Origin of the sequence: Pseudomonas sp. MF6751 (assembly GCF_016613265.1) — a bacterium.
Lineage (GTDB): Bacteria > Pseudomonadota > Gammaproteobacteria > Pseudomonadales > Pseudomonadaceae > Aquipseudomonas > Aquipseudomonas fluorescens_BV.
The window spans coordinates 100,111-117,631 of the sequence record NZ_JAENSV010000013.1 but is presented as its reverse complement, the minus strand read 5'-3'; the positions used below and the strand labels follow the sequence as shown (position 1 = coordinate 117,631).

The 17,521-nt window shown below is 61.5% G+C and carries 15 protein-coding genes; 7 read left to right on the top strand and 8 right to left on the bottom strand.

What is annotated here, in order from left to right:
- Positions 1-8: 8 nt before the first annotated feature.
- Both JJD66_RS13590 and JJD66_RS13585 read left to right on the top strand, forming a co-directional pair.
- Positions 9-281, top strand: coding sequence for an HU family DNA-binding protein (locus tag JJD66_RS13590; RefSeq protein ID WP_003174819.1), 273 nt, complete (start codon positions 9-11; stop codon positions 279-281).
- Positions 282-509: 228 nt separating this feature from the next.
- Positions 510-2,384, top strand: coding sequence for a SurA N-terminal domain-containing protein (locus tag JJD66_RS13585; RefSeq protein WP_200648369.1), 1,875 nt, complete (start codon positions 510-512; stop codon positions 2,382-2,384).
- Between the two features lie 81 nt (positions 2,385-2,465).
- Here JJD66_RS13585 and nhaA read toward each other — a convergent pair whose 3' ends face one another.
- Positions 2,466-3,809 carry a Na+/H+ antiporter NhaA gene (gene nhaA / locus JJD66_RS13580; RefSeq protein ID WP_200648368.1) on the bottom strand — a complete coding sequence of 448 codons (1,344 nt, stop codon included), beginning with the start codon at positions 3,807-3,809 and terminating at the stop codon, positions 2,466-2,468.
- A gap of 118 nt (positions 3,810-3,927) precedes the next feature.
- A complete protein-coding gene (locus tag JJD66_RS13575; protein WP_200648367.1) occupies positions 3,928-5,109 on the bottom strand; it encodes an MFS transporter in 1,182 nt (393 codons plus the stop codon).
- A gap of 117 nt (positions 5,110-5,226) precedes the next feature.
- On the opposite strand from JJD66_RS13575, the gene JJD66_RS13570 reads away from it, so the two are divergent.
- Together JJD66_RS13570 and JJD66_RS13565 are read left to right on the top strand one after the other, a co-directional pair.
- Positions 5,227-6,126, top strand: a complete 900-nt coding sequence (locus JJD66_RS13570) for a LysR family transcriptional regulator (RefSeq protein ID WP_200648379.1) — start codon at positions 5,227-5,229, stop codon at positions 6,124-6,126.
- Positions 6,127-6,214: 88 nt separating this feature from the next.
- Positions 6,215-7,006 carry a DUF2242 domain-containing protein gene (locus JJD66_RS13565; RefSeq protein WP_200648366.1) on the top strand — a complete coding sequence of 264 codons (792 nt, stop codon included), beginning with the start codon at positions 6,215-6,217 and terminating at the stop codon, positions 7,004-7,006.
- A gap of 366 nt (positions 7,007-7,372) precedes the next feature.
- On the opposite strand, the gene JJD66_RS13560 is transcribed toward JJD66_RS13565, so the two are convergent.
- Together JJD66_RS13560 and JJD66_RS13555 are read right to left on the bottom strand one after the other, a co-directional pair.
- Positions 7,373-8,407, bottom strand: coding sequence for an AraC family transcriptional regulator (locus tag JJD66_RS13560; protein ID WP_019819480.1), 1,035 nt, complete (start codon positions 8,405-8,407; stop codon positions 7,373-7,375).
- Positions 8,408-8,411: 4 nt separating this feature from the next.
- The gene (locus JJD66_RS13555; RefSeq protein WP_200648365.1) at positions 8,412-9,542 is read right to left on the bottom strand and encodes a carbon-nitrogen hydrolase family protein; all 1,131 of its coding nucleotides are present in this window, start codon (positions 9,540-9,542) and stop codon (positions 8,412-8,414) included.
- A gap of 211 nt (positions 9,543-9,753) precedes the next feature.
- Between JJD66_RS13555 and JJD66_RS13550 the strand changes: the two genes are divergently transcribed.
- Positions 9,754-11,793: an NADPH-dependent 2,4-dienoyl-CoA reductase gene (locus JJD66_RS13550; protein ID WP_200648364.1), complete on the top strand. Its 2,040-nt coding sequence runs from the start codon at positions 9,754-9,756 to the stop codon at positions 11,791-11,793.
- A 56-nt stretch (positions 11,794-11,849) separates the two neighbouring features.
- Entirely contained in the window at positions 11,850-12,791 is a 942-nt protein-coding gene (locus JJD66_RS13545) for a 1-aminocyclopropane-1-carboxylate deaminase/D-cysteine desulfhydrase (RefSeq protein WP_200648363.1), read from the top strand.
- 68 nt (positions 12,792-12,859) lie between these two features.
- Here JJD66_RS13545 and JJD66_RS13540 read toward each other — a convergent pair whose 3' ends face one another.
- The 3 genes from JJD66_RS13540 to JJD66_RS13530 form a co-directional block, all read right to left on the bottom strand.
- Entirely contained in the window at positions 12,860-13,414 is a 555-nt protein-coding gene (locus JJD66_RS13540) for a cytochrome b (protein WP_198715892.1), read from the bottom strand.
- Between the two features lie 114 nt (positions 13,415-13,528).
- Positions 13,529-14,356: a phosphonoacetaldehyde hydrolase gene (gene phnX / locus JJD66_RS13535; protein WP_054917363.1), complete on the bottom strand. Its 828-nt coding sequence runs from the start codon at positions 14,354-14,356 to the stop codon at positions 13,529-13,531.
- A 29-nt stretch (positions 14,357-14,385) separates the two neighbouring features.
- Positions 14,386-15,495, bottom strand: coding sequence for a 2-aminoethylphosphonate--pyruvate transaminase (locus JJD66_RS13530; RefSeq protein WP_200648362.1), 1,110 nt, complete (start codon positions 15,493-15,495; stop codon positions 14,386-14,388).
- Between the two features lie 112 nt (positions 15,496-15,607).
- On the opposite strand from JJD66_RS13530, the gene JJD66_RS13525 reads away from it, so the two are divergent.
- Complete coding sequence (locus tag JJD66_RS13525) at positions 15,608-16,462, top strand: LysR substrate-binding domain-containing protein (RefSeq protein ID WP_105227209.1); 855 nt, start codon at positions 15,608-15,610, stop codon at positions 16,460-16,462.
- Here JJD66_RS13525 and JJD66_RS13520 read toward each other — a convergent pair.
- On the bottom strand, positions 16,438-17,328 hold the full coding sequence (locus JJD66_RS13520; protein ID WP_034127935.1) for a LysR substrate-binding domain-containing protein: 891 nt from the start codon (positions 17,326-17,328) through the stop codon (positions 16,438-16,440). The two genes, JJD66_RS13525 and JJD66_RS13520, sit on opposite strands and share 25 nt — an antisense overlap.
- Between the last annotated feature and the right edge of the window lie 193 nt (positions 17,329-17,521).

Genomic DNA, 17,521 nt, shown 5'->3' with positions numbered 1-17,521 from the left:
GACTTAGAGTGAACAAGTCGGAACTGATTGATGCTATCGCTGCATCCGCTGATATCCCGAAAGCTGCTGCTGGCCGTGCGCTGGACGCAGTAATCGAATCCGTCACTGGCGCTCTGAAGGCCGGCGACTCCGTGGTACTGGTAGGCTTCGGTACTTTCTCTGTGACTGACCGCCCAGCTCGCACTGGCCGTAACCCACAGACCGGCAAAGCACTGCAAATCGCTGCTGCCAAGAAACCAGGTTTCAAAGCCGGTAAAGCCCTGAAAGAAGCCGTTAACTAAGCTTCGTTCAAGCCTTTGCTTACCCGGGTCGGACGCAGGTCTGACCTGGCAGCGGAGCGGTAGCTGACCCACGTATCGGGTCGCCACGCCGGGGGTGCAGATTCGAACCCCCGTCCGCTCCGCCAGTTACGAGAAGGCGCATCCTCGGATGCGCCTTTCTTCTATCCGGACTCTACCCACGCTCCACGGTTGCCTAATTTTTGAAGTTCAACCGTTTCTGGGGGACGCATGCTGCAAAATATCAGGGACAATTCACAAGGCTGGATTGCCAAGACCATTATCGGGATCATCGTCGCTTTGATGGCGTTCACCGGTATCGAAGCCATTTTCCAGGCTTCGGGTAATAACAAGCAGGACGTGGCCAAGGTCAATGGTGAAGAAATCACCCAGACCGAACTGAGCCAGGCCGTCGATATGCAACGGCGCCAGCTGATGCAACAGTTGGGCAAGGATTTCGATGCTTCCCTGCTGGACGAAAAACTGCTGCGCGATGCTGCCCTCAAGGGCCTGATTGACCGCAAGCTGCTCCTGCAAGGTGCTGCCGATTCCAAGTTCGGCTTCTCGGAAGCGGCGCTGGACCAGGTGATCCTGCAGACGCCGGAATTCCAGGTGGACGGCAAGTTCAACGCCGACCGCTTTGACCAGGTGATCCGTCAGCTGGGCTATAGCCGCATGCAATTCCGTCAGATGCTGACCCAGGAAATGCTGATCGGCCAGGTTCGCGCAGGCATCGCCGGCAGCGGTTTTGTGACCGACGCCGAGGTGCTGGCATTTGCCCGTCTGGAAAAACAGACCCGCGACTTCGCTACCGTCAACATCAAGGCTGACCCTGCGGCGGTGAAACTCACCGACGACGAGGTCAAGGCCTACTACGACCAGCACGCCAAAGAGTTCATGACCCCGGACCAGGTGGTCATCGACTATCTGGAGTTGAAGAAGTCTTCCTTCTTCGACCAGGTCAGCGTCAAGGACGATGAGCTGCAGGCTGCCTACGAGAAGGAAACCGCCAACCTCGCTGAACAGCGTCGTGCCGCGCATATCCTGATTGAAGTCAACGACAAGGTCACCGAGGCGCAAGCCAAGGCCAAGATCGAAGACATCCAGGCGCGCCTGGCCAAGGGTGAGAAGTTCGAAGCCCTGGCCAAGGAGTTCTCCCAGGACCCAGGTTCGGCCAACAATGGCGGTGACCTCGGCTTTGCGGGCCCTGGCGTTTATGACCCGGACTTTGAAACCGCGCTGTACGGCTTGAAGCAAGACCAGGTGTCGGCGCCAGTGCGCACTACCTTCGGTTGGCATCTGATCAAGTTGCTGGGCGTTGAAGCGCCTGAGGTGCCATCGTTCGCCAGCCTGAAAGACAAGCTGACCCGCGAGCTCAAGGCACAGCAGGTTGAACAGCGTTTTGTCGAAGCGACCAAGCAATTGGAAGATGCGGCATTCGAAGCCTCTGACCTGGCCCAGCCGGCGTCTGACCTGAAGCTGACCGTCCACACTTCCGCGCCGTTTGGCCGTGAAGGTGGCGAAGGTGTTGCGGCCAACCGTGCCGTGGTCACTGCAGCCTTCAGCCCGGAAGTGCTGGATGAAGGTGCCAACAGCAGCGCTATCGAGCTGGACCCGGAAACCATCATCGTACTGCGTGCCAAAGAGCATCTCAAGCCGGCCCAGTTGCCGCTGGAGAACGTCGCTGCGGCCATTCGCACCCAGATGACCAAGGAGCGCGCGAGCGCTGCCGCCAAAGCCCATGCCGACGAGTTGATCGCCAGCCTGCGTGATGGCAAGACCGCGCTGGACCAGCCGGTTGACGGCCAGGCCTGGAAGGTGACTGAGGCAGCTACACGTGGTCAGGACTCCATCGACCCGGCCGTGCTGCAAGCCTTGTTCCGCATGCCCAAGCCTGCGGCCAAGGACAAGCCGACCTTCACCACCGTGACCCTGCGCGATGGCAGCCTGGTGATCGTGCGCTTGAACGGCGTGAACGAAGCAGCGGCCCCTACGGACGAAGAAAAAGCGCAATACCGCCGCTTCCTCGCTTCCCGTATTGGCCAGCAGGACTTCGCGGCCTACCGCAAGCAGCTGGAAACCCAGGCAGACATCAAGAAGTATTGATGCCGGCCTGAATAAAAAGACCCCGACCTGAAAAGGCCGGGGTCTTTTTTTGCCCTTGATAAAGTGAGTGCTGAATGCGCTTCAGGCGTTCTTAGCTGCAAACTTGAGCTTGCCCCACGTCAACCCGATCACCGCCGCCAGGGTTGAAGCCGCCAATACGCTCAGCTTCGCAGCCGACAGCAGGGCCGGGTCGGAAAATGCCAGGGACGAGATAAAGATCGACATGGTGAAACCGATCCCCGCCAGCAGGCCGACCAGGCCAACGCCTGTCCAGGTCACACCGTCCGGCAGCTTGCAGATGTTGAGCTTGACCAGCGCCAGGCTCGCCAGCATCACACCCAGAGGCTTGCCGAGCACCAGGGCGAAGATGACGCCCATGAACACACCGTGGGCCAGCGGGTCATCCAGATTGAAACCGTCCAGGCTCACACCAGCGTTGGCCAATGCAAACAGCGGCATCACGCCGAACGCTACCCACGGGTGCAGCGCCGATTGAACACGCTGCACCGGCGGCAGTATTTCCCGTTGAGCTTCGCGCAATTGCTTGAGGGGCGTGGCGACTGGCTGGGCCCCTTCGGCTGGCTGCGAGAACCGGTCCATCAGCTCGTTGAAGGTGCGTTCGATGGTTTCCAGCGGGCGTTCCCGGGTGGGCTTGGAATTGACGGGGGTCATCAAGCCAAGGATCACCCCGGCGAGCGTTGGGTGCACGCCGGTCTTGAGCAGGCCAAACCACACGATAGCGCCTGGCAGCAGATAGATCGCCGCCTTGCTGATGCCCATGCGCTGGAACACCAACACCAGGGCCAGCCCGCCGGCAGCAATCACCAAGCCCATGTAGTCGAGGCTGGCGGTGAAAAAGATCGCGATGATCAGGATCGCCACGATGTCATCGATGATCGCCAAGGCCAGCAGCAGGATGCGTACGCCACTGGGAATCGATTTGCCCAGCAGCGCGAGCACGCCCACGGCAAAGGCGATGTCGGTCGCGGTGGGGACCGCCCAGCCACTCGCGGCGGCGGTGCCGTGGTTGAGCAGGGTGTAGATGAGTGCGGGCATCAGCACACCGCCCAACGCCGCGCCCAACGGCAGCGTGGCCAGCTTCAGGTTGGCGAGGGCGCCGTCTTTGATTTCCTGGCGAATCTCGGCACCGACCACCAGAAAGAAAATGGTCATCAGCCCGTCATTCACCAGAAAATGCAGGGAACGCGACACGCTGTAATCGCCCAGCCCGAGGGTGATGGGCGTGTTCCAGAAATGCTCGTAGGTCGCGGCGGCGGGGCTGTTGGCCCACACCAGCGCGACGATGGCGGCCAGCAGCAGCACGATCCCGCTGACGGCTTCGATGTGTGAAAAGCGCTCAAGGGCGGACAGCGCGCCCTCAGTCAAACGCTGGGGGCGGGGGATGGCGGGGTGTTTATCAGGCACGACAAATCTCCATTGGCGGCCCGACCAATGCTTGGCTTTTAACCTGCGCCGTGCTTTATGCAGCAACGCACCCAGGGGCGATGATAGGAAGGTGAGGAATAAGTTGTAAACAAACTTGTCATCGCGCGGGCAGCGCTTTACCCCGGATTGCGCCCAGCGCCAACACGATCAATCCTAGAACGGCCCATGGAAATGCCACGACGCCCCAACGTTCGAGCAAGAGCCCGCCCACTAATCCACCTCCGGCGATGCCCAGGTTCCATACCGTGACCAACATCGATTGGGCGGCATCGGCCGAGTTGCCAGCCGACTTGGCCAGCGCGGTTTGCAATAGCGCGGGCAGCCCACCGAAGGCGAGCCCCCACAACGCCACGCTGACGTAAATGGCGACTACGCAGTTGAACCGTAATCCGAGCAGCAGGGCCGCAACGGCGAACATCGCGCAACTGATGAGGGTCAGTAGCCTCAGGTGCCGGTCAATCCAGACGCCTACCAGCCAGATACTCAGCAGGGCCATCAGGCCGAACACCAGCAGCACGCGATCAATCTCGCGGCCGATACCGGCGGGCACCAGCAAAGGGGCGATGTAGGTATAGAGAATGTTATGTGCGAGCACGTAGGTAAAGGTCACCCAGAGCACCGGCCGGATGCCTGGCAACGCCAGTACCTGACGTAAGCCGAGGCGTTTGCTTGGCGGTTCACCGGCAAAATCCGGCAGTTGCCAACGCGCCCATACCAGCAGTAACAGGGTCAGGCCAGTCATGATGGCAAAACTGGCGCGCCATCCGACCAGCGTACCCAGCAGGGTGCCGGCGGGCACGCCGAGGGACAAGGCCAGCGGCGCACCCAGCATGGCCACGGCAATCGCCCGGCCCTGCAGATGAGGTGCGACCATACGACTGGCGTAACCCGCCAGCAAGGCCCACAGCAAGCCCGCGAACACACCGGCGAAAAATCGTGCAGCCAAGGTCAAGCCATAGTGGCTGGAGAAGGCGGTGACACTGTTAACCAATGCAAAGCCGCCGATGGCGATCAACAGCAACGGCCGCCGGCGCCAACCCCGGGTCAGCAATGTCAGCGGGATAGCGGCGAGCAACGAGCCGAGCGCATAGAGCGTCACCAGTTGCCCGACCAGGGCCTGGGAGACCCCAAGCCCAGCACCGATTTGCGGTAACAAGCCGGCGGGCATTGCCTCGGTGAGGATGGTGATAAAGCCGGCGCAGGCCAACGCCAGCAGACCGGCCAGTGGCAGGGGTTCAGCGTGGGGGGCTGTATCAATCAATTGGGGGCTGTCGTTCATCGGGGCTCTCCTTGAAAGGGTCAAGGAGCCAGGGTAGGGGGCTGCGAGGTGCGGAAAAACAGGCTAAGGTTCCGAACTTATCGGACGCTGATGTCCGCAATCGGCAAAGGCATCACCATGGACAATCTGGGCAGCCTCTCGGTTTTTGTGCAGGTCGCGCAAACCCTAAGCTTTACCGCTGCGGGCCGCGCACTGGGCGTGTCATCGTCGGCGGTGGGTAAAAGCATTGCGCGGACGGAAGAGCGCCTGGGCGTCAGGTTGTTTCATCGCAGCACCCGCAGCATCACTCTGACCAGCGAGGGCGCGCTGTTCCTGGAACGTTCGCGGCGCATCCTGGCGGAGCTGGAAGCGGCCGAACAGGAATTGACTGAGGTCACTGCCAAGCCTCGCGGCAAGCTGCGGATCAGTGTGCCCCAAGTGCGTGGTTTGTTGATGCCGGTGATCAGCGATTTTATGCGTGCCTACCCGGACATCGAGTTGGATGTGGATTTTTCCGATCGCATGGTGGACGTGATAGAGGAGGGCTTCGACGCCGTGATTCGCACCGGCAAGCCAGAAGATTCGCGCTTGATGGTGCGCCATCTAGGGCATTACCAGTTGGTCCTCGTCGGTACGCCCGGCTACTTCGACCAGCACGGCACCCCCCATCGGCCACAGGACCTGAATCATCACGCCTGCCTGCGGCACAAATTCTGCGCCACCGGCAAGCTGGAGCCCTGGCCGCTGCGTCATGTCCCGGGGGCGGCAGAACTGAACCTGCGTGCACCGCTGGTCAGCACCACCATCGAGTCCCTCAATCATGTGGTGCAAGAAGGACTGGGCATTGCGTGCCTGCCGGACTACATGGTCAGCCAGGCCGTACAGCATGGGCGTTTGCGACGGGTGCTGGATGAGCACCTCGAACATCGCGGCAGTTTCTGGTTGCTGTGGCCGGCCAGTCGCCATGCTTCGGCCAAGCTGCGGGCCTTTATCGATCATATGTGCGCCGGGCTTTTTCCTACTGACGCCGCTGTCTGAGCTTGAGATGTTTTACCGACAGGAATCGCGCTTCAATGTCGCGTTCTGTTGCACAATACCGTCCGGACCGTTTTCTTCAGGATTTTCAATGTCGACATCATTTCACTTGCGCAATCTCGGGTTGGCGCTGGTGCTGGCGGGCGCCGCGGGCTGCTCGTCACCCAAGACCGCTATCTATGAACATGAGAATTTCGACGATTCCGGTACGTTTTCCCGCGATTACCCGGTCAGCGATGTGGCGGCCTGTGAAGCTGCGCGCCGTGCCCTGCTGAGCCAGGGCTACATCATCACCAGCAGCGATCCGAAGTTGGTGGCCGGCAACAAGAGCTTCCAGCAGACCGGCGAGACCCACCTGCAGATCAGTTTCAATGTGGTGTGCGCTGCTGATGGCAAGGGCAGCAATCACTCGACGATGTTTGCCAACGCCTTGCAGGACCGTTATGCGCTGAAGAAGGTCAACAACTCCGCGAGCCTCGGTGTGGGCGTGCTGGGCTCGGTGTCGATGCCGATTGGCTCCACCGACGACTCGATGGTGAAGGTGGCGAGCGAGACCGTCTCTGCACCGAAGTTCTACGAGCGTTACTTCGCGTTGGTGGACGTGTTCCTGCCGCAGGAAGTAAAGCAGGCTGAGCATATCCCCGAGCAGCCCAAGGCCGACCTCGGCGTGCCCGAGCCCAAAACCGCTCCGGCACCCGAGAAGGTCGAAGCGCCGAAGGATATGCCTGTAGCGCCTGCCGCTGCAGAGCCGCTAGCGCCGCCACCTGAGGCTGCACCGATTGCACCGGTGACAGAGCCTGCTCCGGTTGCACCGGCGCCGACTGATCCTGCCTTGCCGGCCCCGACAGAAGCGATTCCACCGCTTCCGATGCCTGCGCAATAACGCAATGCTCTTCTAATGTGGGAGCGGGCTTGCTCGCGAATACGGCGTAACAGTCGCCAAGTGTGTTGAATGACACACCGCTTTCGCGAGCAAGCCCGCTCCCACATTTTGACCGAGGACGCCGTTAAGTTAAATCCAGTGATCGCCGCTACGTTTAATCCTGAAGAGCAGGAATGTCACGACGTCGACATTTTTTCGTCATGACGGCACTTTAGGCTGGGTTCGCAGGTCATTAATCTGCAACCGCTTTCAACACGAAAAGGAGTCCACCATGGACGATTACCAGGAAGAACTGCTGGAGTACCAGGCATTCGAGCTAGACCCACTGGATCCTGCCGACGATGCCACTGAGCTGTAACACCGACTTCAGGCGGAGTGGCGCTGACTGCGGCGAAATTCCCCTGGGGTCTGGTTGTTCCAGCGTCTGAAGGCCCTTTGGAAGGCTTGGGCCGAAGCAAAACCGAGCAAGTAGGCGATCTCGCCGAAGGCCAGTTCCGTATCGCGAATGTAGGTCATGGCCAGGTCGCGACGGGTGTCATTGAGGATCGCGCGAAACTGCGTGCCTTCCTCGGCCAGTTTGCGCCGCAATGTCCAGGTTGGCAGCTTCAAGCGTGCCGCCACTTCCTCCAGGTCGGGTTCCCGGCCGCCATTGAGCATCGGCCCGAGCAACCGGGTAATGCGCTCGCGCAGGCTACGGGTGCGGGTCAACTGCTCTAATTCCCTTTCACACAGCTGTAGCAACAGGTGCCAGGTGCTTGGGCAATGCTGCGGGTTGCGCAGCGCCAGGGTGGGTTGGCTGAGGCGCAGTTGATTGACCTCGGCGCCGAAGTGGACCACGCCCTCTCCCAGCACCCTGTAGTGGTCATGGTAGTCCGGCGCGTCGAATTCGATTTCAATCCGCTGGGCCTGCACCGGCTGTTGGGCCAGGCCGGACAGTTGCTGCAGCCAGCCGGCGATGATCGAATCCACCACAAAGCGGTTATAGGCGTTGTAGGGGCTGATGGAATAAAACCTCAGCCACGCGCCTTCGGCGTCTTCATGAAAGCTTGATTGCCCGCGATAGTTGGAGCCGTACAGTGCTTCAAAGCGTGTGAGCGTGCGTGCTGCTTCGCGCACTGTGGGCGCTTGGGCGGCAGTAACGCCGGCAAGACCAGCCTGGCTCAAGCGGCTGAGCTGGCCCATACGCAGGCCCAGGCCGGGATTGCCGGTCAGTTGGATGGCCGCGTGGCCCAGGCGCATGTAGCGCGGGATCGACAAGCGTGCGCCGGCCTCAGCCAGGCGAGCTGGATCGAGGCCGTATTGCAGCAGCAGGGGCTGTGGGTCCAGGCCGTGGCTGTGGATGGCGTCGGCCAGGGTGTGCACAAAGCCCACCGACAGATCCCCCAGGCGCACCGGCTTCAAGGCGCTACAGCCAGATATTCAGCAGGCGCGCACCACGGGCGTCGCCATCGGCGAAGACTTGCCCATTGTGGCTGAGAAAACTCTGGCCGGCGCTGCCCAGGTCCCAGAATTGCCCGCGCAGAAAGACGCTCATGCCCGCGGTGGCTTCGCTGACAGGCGGCTGGCTGATCAGGGTAAGGCGACGCCAGGCCGCGCCCTCACTGGTTTCTTCAGGCTTGAGGCTCACTTCTGAGGGCGTAGACACGCTCTTGAAACCGCGCCACGGACGCTCCCAGGTATCGCGGCCGGTGACAAAAGCGGGTACCGCGATCAATTGCGCGCCTTGCTCATTAAGCTTGCGGTAGTTGTCTGGGTACCAGCTGTCGCTGCCGACCAGAATGCCCAGGCGCCCGACGGGGGTATCGACAACGTTGACGACATGCTCATCGCCAGGTTCGATAAAGCCACGTTCATCGTAGATCGGGTAAAGCTGGCGCTGCGGCTGGCCCAGCGGCAAGCCGTCGGCGGCGAACACCACGCTGGCGTTGTACAGCGCGCCGTGGCCGATCTCCAGTTGCCCCTGGATCACGCTCGGGTTGGGCAGGGCGATGGAACCGGCCACCAGGGTCACGCCAAATTCTTTGGCGAGGCCGCCAAACAACACTTGATAGTCGCGGGCCATGGCCGGGGCTTTCATGCGCAGGTACGCATCGTCCATGCGGTTGTCGCCAGTGGCGCTGATCCAGGCTTTGGCAAATTGCAGCGGGTTGCTGATCGACAGCCAGTTCATGGCGTCCTTGAGGTGAGCGGCCTGGTACAGCTCATTCTTTTCTCCGCCGAGCATCAGCCAGGTGCCGATATGTTCTGGCAGCACTACAACGGTCTTGGCATTGATCAGCCCAAGGTCCCGAGCATTTTGCAGGTAGGCCGACAGCTTCAGGTGCAGGCGTTCCAGGCTCTGGTAATCGGCAGGGAACAGCTCTGGCTGGATACCCAGCAGGTTACCCCGGTCGGCGGGTTCGCCCTCGTTGACGGCGAGGGTGATGCGCAGGTCGGACAGGTAATGCGCCACGGGGCGCTCCTGGGTCCAGACCAGATACGCGGCGAGGGAGGCAACCAGGGCCATGATGACGGTGAACGCTAGAAGTTTACGCATGGGGCAACAGACAACAGACCAGGTGCAGGGTTCGCGACTAGGGTAGGGCCCATGGCGTGGCTTGCCAAGGGGCGCTGTGCATTTGGATCAATAACTTGTCAGTTTCAGTCATTGAGCCGTGGTCCACCGCCTCTTAGTCTGTGGGACATAAACCGATGGCACGCCGTTCGAGTGCGCCACGTCCCGTGATGATCCGTTGTGGAGCTGTACCATGACCGCTGCTGCCTACCCGCACCTGCTGGCCCCGTTGGACCTGGGTTTTACCACCTTGCGCAACCGTACCCTGATGGGTTCGATGCACACCGGCCTGGAAGAAAAGCCCGGCGGTTTCGAGCGTATGGCGGCCTATTTTGCCGAGCGCGCCCGTGGCGGCGTAGGCTTGATGGTCACTGGCGGCATTGGCCCTAATGATGAAGGCGGCGTGTACGCCGGTGCAGCCAAGCTGACCACCGAAGAAGAGGCGAGCAAGCACAAGATCGTTACCCAAGCCGTGCACGACGCGGGTGGCAAGATCTGCATGCAGATCCTCCACGCCGGGCGTTACGCCTACAGCCCCAAGCAGGTGGCACCGAGCGCTATCCAGGCGCCGATCAATCCGTTCAAGCCCAGGGAACTGGATGAAGAGGGCATCGAAAAGCAGATCCAGGATTTTGTCACCTGCTCGCTGCTGGCCCAGGTCGCCGAGTATGACGGCGTCGAAATCATGGGCTCCGAAGGCTACTTCATTAACCAGTTCCTCGCTGCCCATACCAACCATCGCACCGACCGTTGGGGCGGCAGCTTTGAAAATCGCATGCGTCTGGCGGTGGAAATCGTGCGCCGCGTACGCGAAGCCGTAGGCCCGAACTTCATTATCATCTTCCGCCTGTCGATGCTCGACCTGGTGGAAGGCGGCAGCGTCTGGGAAGAAATCGTGCAGTTGGCCAAGGCCATCGAACAGGCCGGTGCGACGATCATCAACACCGGTATCGGCTGGCACGAAGCGCGTATCCCGACCATCGCCACCAAGGTACCCCGTGGTGCGTTCAGTAAAGTCACGGCCAAATTGCGTGGTTCGGTACAGATTCCGCTGATCACCACCAACCGCATCAACACCCCGGAAATTGCTGAGCAGATCCTGGCCGAAGGCGACGCCGATATGGTCTCGATGGCGCGGCCGTTTCTCGCCGACCCCGAGCTCGTCAACAAGGCCGCCGCCGGGCGCGCCGATGAGATCAATACCTGCATTGGCTGCAACCAGGCATGCCTGGACCATACCTTTGGCGGCAAGCTCACCACCTGCCTGGTCAACCCGCGGGCGTGCTACGAAACCGAGCTCAATTACTTGCCGGTCAAGCAGATCAAAAAGGTCGCGGTCGTCGGCGCAGGCCCTGCGGGTTTGGCCGCTGCTACCGTGGCCGCCGAGCGCGGGCATCAGGTGACCTTGTTCGACTCCGCCAGCGAGATCGGCGGCCAGTTCAATATCGCCAAGCGCGTGCCAGGCAAGGAAGAGTTCTTCGAGACTCTGCGTTATTTCAAGCGCAAATTGCAGACCACCCACGTCGAGCTGTGCCTCAACACCCGTGTCGACGTTGCGCAACTGGTAGCGGGCGGTTATGACGAAGTGATCCTGGCCACTGGCATCGCACCGCGTACCCCGGCGATTCCCGGTGTCGATAACGCCAAGGTCCTGAGTTACCTGGACGTGATCCTCGAGCGCAAGCCGGTGGGCAAGCGCGTGGCGGTGATCGGCGCCGGTGGCATCGGTTTTGACGTGTCTGAATTTCTCGTCCACCAAGGCGTATCTACCAGCCTGGATCGCGAGGCGTTCTGGAAAGAATGGGGCATCGACACCCAACTGCAAGCCCGTGGCGGCGTGGCAGGGATCAAACCCGAGCGCCATGCACCGGCCCGTGAAGTGTTCCTGCTGCAACGCAAGGCTTCCAAGGTGGGCGACGGCCTGGGCAAGACCACCGGCTGGATCCACCGCACGGGCTTGAAGAACAAGCAGGTGCAGATGCTCAACAGTGTCGAGTACTTGAAGATCGACGATGAAGGCTTGCATATCCGCATCGGCGCCGAGGGCGAACCGCAAGTCCTGGCGGTGGACACTATCGTCATCTGCGCCGGCCAGGACCCGCTGCGCGAATTGCACGACGGCCTGGTCGCCGCCGGCCAGAACGTGCACCTGATCGGTGGCGCCGATGTGGCGGCCGAACTGGACGCCAAGCGCGCCATCAACCAGGGCTCGCGCCTGGCTGCAGAGCTGTAATACGCCAAGAGGGGCGGTGGTAGACTACCGCCCTCTTTTCATTCAGATACCTGCCGATGGGCCCTTTCGACTGGCTTCCTAATGCGCCCCTTGAACCTTTGCAACTGGACTGGCTGAGCGGAGTCGAGTTGGCCGTGCTGCGCCTGGACTGTATCGACCCGCTGATCAGTGGCAACAAGTGGTTCAAGCTCACCGAGCACCTGGCCCAGGCCCGACACGCTGGGGCCACCGGGGTGATGAGTCTCGGCGGTGCGTACTCCAACCATTTGCATGCGCTGGCGGCGGCGGGCAAGCGCTTTGGTTTCCCCACGGTCGGCCTGCTGCGGGGCCATCCTCAAGACACCCCCACGGTTCTCGACCTCAAAGCGTTTGGCATGCAACTGCATTGGCTCGGTTATGGCGGTTATCGGGCGCGGCATGAAGCGGGTTTCTGGTTGCCTTGGCGCGAACAGTATCCTGGCTTTCATCCGATACCCGAAGGCGGCGGTGGGCTGGCCGGTGCGCAGGGCTGTGGCGTGTTGATAAAACAGGCGCGGGCGCAGTTGGGCAAGCTCGGTTGGAGCGATTACGACGCCTGGTGGTTGGCGGCGGGTACCGGCACGACACTGGCCGGGCTGGCACTGGCGGAGGCGGGCGGGCATCCGGTATATGGCGCCATGGCGGTGCCGGATGACCACGCTGTGGCGCAGAACGTGAGTGCCATCGTGCAGGACGGTTATGCATTGCTGGACGCCAGTCGCGGCGGCTTTGCCAAAGCCGATCCACTGTTGCTCGACTTCATCCAGCGCACCGAACAAACGTACGGTCTACCGCTGGAACCGCTTTACACCGGCAAGGCGCTGCTGGCATTGAAACAGCAGATCGAGGCCGGACGCTTTGCCCCCGGCACGCGCCTGATCTTCATCCATACCGGCGGCCTGCAAGGCCGCCGAGGCTTCAGCGACTGGCGCAAACCCCTTGTGGGAGCTGGCTTGCCTGCGAAAGCGGTAGTGCAGTAAGAGGTACTGTGACTGACACACCGCCTTCGCGGGCAAGCCCGCTCCCACAGGGGAGCTAATTGGCTGGGTTAAAGCCTCCTCCCACCCGGCATCATGCGCAGCGCCGTGTTATCGCGCATCACGTAATGATGAAAGATCCCCGCCAGTGCATGAAGCCCGATCAACCAATAACCGACCTGGGCGAACAGCACATGCCAGCCTTCAATCTCCTCGGCCAGCGCCTTGTTTTGCGCGATCAGCGGCGGCAATTCCATTCCATAGAACATCACCGAATGCCCTTTGGCACTGACGATCAACCAACCGGCAATCGGCAACCCGATCATCAACGCATACAGCGCCCAGTGCATCAGCTTCGCCAGCAGATTCTGCCATTGCGGCGGTGCCGGCACGATCTTCGGCGCCACCCCCAGGCTGCGTGCGAACAGGCGCAGCCACACCAGCACAAACACGGTAAGGCCGAGCATAAAGTGCATTTCCACAATCAGCGTGCGTGCGCCGCTGCCTTTGGGGAATTGGCCGCGCAGTTCAATGCAGGCGTAAACCACCGCCAGCAGCACCACCATCAACCAGTGCAACGCAATCGACATGGTGCTGTAGCGCGTATCGGAATTTTTCCACGGCATCGCTGTGTTCCTCACTCATCAGGGCATACCTCCATTCTTTAGCGATGGAGTGCATTAACTCTATGCCTGTTCTGAGCGCTGCGCTTGTTGCCAATGCCGTTGTCTTGACCTCGGTCAGTAGGCCTGCGGCATTTCCCCGCGGGCCAGGCGCTGGTTGATGTCACTGATGACCTGTGGCAGATCGGTGATGGTGTCAATCAGGTAGTGTGGGCGTGAAGCTTCGAACATCGCTTCGATGCGCTGGCGTTCGCTGGCCAGTGTGTCGGTGTCCAGGGCGCGGAACTGCTCGTAGGTCAGGCCCAGCGCGTTGCCCGAGCAGGTCAGGGCCACCGTCCACATGCCGGCACGGCGACCTTCGAGAATGCCCGGCACGGTGTCGTCGACCTTCACGCAGGCCGCCACATCATCAATGCCCAGGGCGATCACGTTGGCCAGCGCCTGGGCCGGCCATGGTCGGCCGTTGGGCACTTCGTCAGTGGCCACGACGTGGTCGGCGACGTAGCCGTTGGTGGCGGCCAGGGCCACGACCTTGTCCATCACCTGTTTGGGGTAGCCGGAGCAGGAGCCGATCTTGATGCCTTGGCCGCGCAGGGCGGCGATGGTGTCGAGGGCGCCGGGGATCAGGGCCGAGTGCTCGGCAATTTTCTCGATCTGCAGCGGCATGAAGCGCTGGTAGATGGCGGTCACGTCGTCGTCGGTAGGCGTGCGGCCGAACGCCTTGCGGTAGCGTTCGGCAACTTGTGGCTGGTCGCAGAGGGTGCGGATGTGGTCCCACTTGCCCATGCCCATCGGGCCACGGGCTTCCTCGATAGATACCTGCACGTCGAACTCGGCGAAGGCCTCGACAAAAATCTGCGTGGGCGCAAAGGAGCCGAAGTCGACCACGGTGCCGGCCCAGTCGAGGATAACGGCCTGGAGGGTGTTGGGGTTTTGATAGTTCATGGTTCAGATCCTGTGGGTAATGGGGGCAATCAAATATCCAGCACTTCCAGTTCTTGCAGCACGTCGGCGATAGCCTTGACCGCCGCGCGCATACCAGCGGTATCGACATGGCCTATGCAGCCCACGCGGAAGGTTTCCACCTGGGTCAGTTTGCCCGGGTACAGAATGAAACCCTTGGCTTTGACCCCCTCATAGAACGCTTTGAACTGGTAGCGCGGGTCTTGCGGTGCGTGGAAGGTGACGATGATCGGCGCTTGGATCGCCGCTGGCAGAAAGCTGCGCAGGCCTAGCGCGGCCATGCCGTCCAGTAATGTCTGGCAGTTGTCGGCATAGCGTTGATGACGGGCAGGCAAGCCGCCTTCTTCTGCGTATTGCCCCAAGGCCTCATGCAGGGCGGCAACAACGTGCGTCGACGGGGTGAAACGCCATTGTCCGGTTTTGGTCATGTAGCTGTGCTGGTCGAACAGGTCCATCGCCAGGGAATGGCAGTTGCCCTGGGATGTAGCCAGCGCCGCTTTTTCGGCAAAGACAAAGCCCATGCCCGGTACGCCTTCCAGGCATTTGCCCGAGGCGGCGATCAGCGCGTCGAAGGGGATTTCACGGGCATCAATCGGTAGCGCGCCGAAGGAACTCATGGCGTCGATGATCAGGCGCTTGCCGTGGCGTTTGACCACCTCGGCGATCTGCGGCAACGGGTTGAGAATGCCGGTACTGGTTTCGCAATGGATCAGCGCGACATGGGTGATGGCGCTGTCGGCGTGCAACAGACGATCCACTTCGGCGGCAGTGGTGGGCTCGTCTTCGGCGGTTTCAAAGGTGCTGAATTCGCGGCCAAGCACCTCGCAGATTTTCGCCAGGCGTTTGCCGTAGGCGCCGTTGATGAGCACCAGCACCTTGCCATCGCGGGGGACCAAGGTGCCGATCGCGGCTTCGACGGCGAAGGTGCCGCTGCCTTGCAACGGCACGCAGTGGTGGCTGTCGGCGCCGTTGAGGATCGCCAGCAACTGGCTGCACACACTGGCAGTGAGCTGGTTGAAGCGGTCGTCCCACGAGCCCCAGTCCGTCATCATCGCCTGGCGGGTGCGGTTCGAGGTGGTCAGGGGGCCGGGGGTCAACAGGATCGGCGCGGCAGTGGGCATGTCAAATCCTCGCAAGGTGTTGGGGTTCAAGCTACGGCGCCTAAATTGCAGTTTGGCTTGTCATCAATCAAATTGTTTGTTGTTATGCGAGCTATCAGTGAGGCCGATAGCTATGAACCTGTTCCAACTGCGTGCATTCGATGCCGTGGCCCGTGAGGGCAGTTTTACCCGCGCGGCGGCTCGGCTGTTTATCAGCCAGCCGGCGGTGACCGGGCATATCAAGGCGCTTGAGGAGCACTACCAGATCCCGCTGTTGCGCCGTACCGCACGCCGGGTGGAATTGACCGAGGAGGGCGCACGCCTGGCGGCCATCACGCGGGCTATCTTCGGGTTGGTCGACGAGGCGCAAACCCTGCTGGAGGCCAACCGCCAGTTGCTCACCGGGCGCCTGGAAGTGGCGGCGGACGGCCCCCATCTGGTGATGCCGATGATCGCCAGCCTGCGCGCACGCTACCCCGGCATTACCGTGAACCTGCGTTTGGGCAATGCCCAGGAAACCCTGGCGGCGTTGCTGTCCGAACATGCGGATGTGGCGGTGCTCACCGAGGTGGAACCGCGCAATGGCCTGCACTTGCAACCCCTGGACCAGTCACGGATTTGCGCCTTGGTGCCGGCCGCACACCCGTGGGCCAAGCAGCCCGACGGTATTGAACTGGCGCAGTTGCATGAGGTGATCATGGTGCTGCGCGAGCCCAGTTCCACCACCCGCCGCACCTTTGACGACGCCTGCCTGGCGGCGAATGTGCAGCCCAAAGTGCTGCTGGAACTGGACAGTCGGGAAGCTGTGACCGAGGCGGTGGCGGCAGAGTTGGGCGTGGGCGTGGTGTCGTCGATGGAGGTCAGCCCGGACCCGCGTGTGCAGGCGGTACCGATTCTGGGCGATGGCCTGCTGAACCGGCATATGCTCGGCTGCATGGAGCGCCGTCGCTCGCTGCGCTTGATTCAGGCGTTTTTCGAGTTGGCGTGAAGGCTTTCACGCACGATCTCCAGAAAGGTCGCGACCACACGGCGTGAACTCTGCTCTTTCAGGCACACCAGGGTTTCTTTCATGCGTTGGGTGCAATCGCGGATCGGCATGGCGTACACCCGTGCATCGGCACCGAACTCTGCCGCCGACACCACGCCCACGCCAATCCCTACCACCACGGCTTCACGAGCGGCCTCGCGGCCTTCCACCTGGATCGCCGGACGAATGCGCAGGCCGGCCTGGCGCATTTCCTGCTCCAGGGTCTGACGGGTGACCGAGCCGGTTTCCCGCAGTACCAGCGGGGTGTCATCGAGGTCGGCCAGGCAGATCGACTCGCGCCCGGCCCAGGCATGGTCCCGTGCGACAAAAGCCAGCAGTTGGTCGTCGGGCAGCGGCACTGACAACAGGCGCACATCATCGACATCGCGCCCCAACAGCGCCAGATCGGCCTGGTAGTTGTAGAGGCGCGACAGCGACTCATCGGTATTGCCGGTTTCGATTTTTACGCTGATCCCAGGGTAGCGCTGGCAGAAGCGCGCAATCTGCGGCAGGACGTGCACGGGCGCATCCACCGCCAAGGTGAGGGTACCGGTGAGCAGGGCGCGCGAATCCTGCAGCAACTCTTCGGCTTCGGCCTCGATCACAAACAGGCGTTGGGTGATACCCAACAGGCGTTCACCCAGATCGGTCAGGCGCACCGAACGCTTGTTGCGGTGAAACAGCAACACGCCGAAGCGCTCTTCAAGTTTGCGCACCTGGTCGGAAATCGCAGGCTGTGTCAGGAACAGCCGTTCAGCAGCCCCGGTAAAACTGCCGTGAATGGCCACCGCATGGAAGGCTTTGAGCTGGGCATGGGAAACCGACATGGTGCGTCCTCTTAAAACCTGAACTTATATTTGAAATACGATAAATCGATTTTACCTATGAGTCAGCCATTGCTTTGATGCACCTCAGTCGCCGTAGGTTGAGTCCTACAACCACGGCGGCCATGGGCGCAGGCACATCGCACCCATCTGACCAATACCGCGCTATCCAAGGCCCGGCATTGCAGTGCTCAAC